Annotated in this window: 2 protein-coding genes; both read right to left on the reverse strand. The window is 42.9% G+C overall.

The annotated features are described in order from the left end of the window. The coding region (gene rimP, locus A3763_RS19280; protein ID WP_197482987.1) for a ribosome maturation factor RimP at positions 1–326 on the reverse strand (326 nt) is incomplete at its 3' end. A gap of 22 nt (positions 327–348) precedes the next feature. Further along, a partial coding sequence (locus tag A3763_RS29725) for a hypothetical protein (protein WP_231872256.1) occupies positions 349–539 on the reverse strand: 191 nt, incomplete at its 5' end.

A 539-nucleotide genomic window follows, 5' to 3' on the forward strand; every position in this document is an offset into this window, starting at 1 on the left:
CGATCCATGCCTGGCGAAGAAACCTCCAAGGTATACTCTCCGTTTATCGGATCTTCTACATCCATTACACCACTCAACTGACGGCTCACCAGCTCACAATCTTTGAGCTCTATGCCGCTTTCCCTGGCCTGTTCCTCAGTGATATTTTCATCTACTTCACCAGGGACTTCAGTTTCTTGTTTTTCTTCGGTTTGTGCGCTTTCAATAAACACACGCAACACAGAGTGCTTACCCTGGGACATATATTCAATACCCCAACACTCGTAACCCAGCCCTTCAATGACCGGTTCAATCAATTCTTCTAACAGCTTCTTTTTTGCAGACAATGGCAGTACCGTTTTTCATATTTCAGAAACAAAAAATGGGCATAAAGCCCATCACACGAAAAAGCCACCACAACCTTAAACAACCGAGCCTCTGAGTAACACTCAAGAGACCACCAAAGGCGGCTTTTACCAGATTTTTCTCACGCATCGTTGATTTCCACAAGCTAACATCTAATAAATCAACATCAGCAATATTAATCAAAGCAATAAACA

This window comes from Oleiphilus sp. HI0128 (assembly GCF_001635365.1).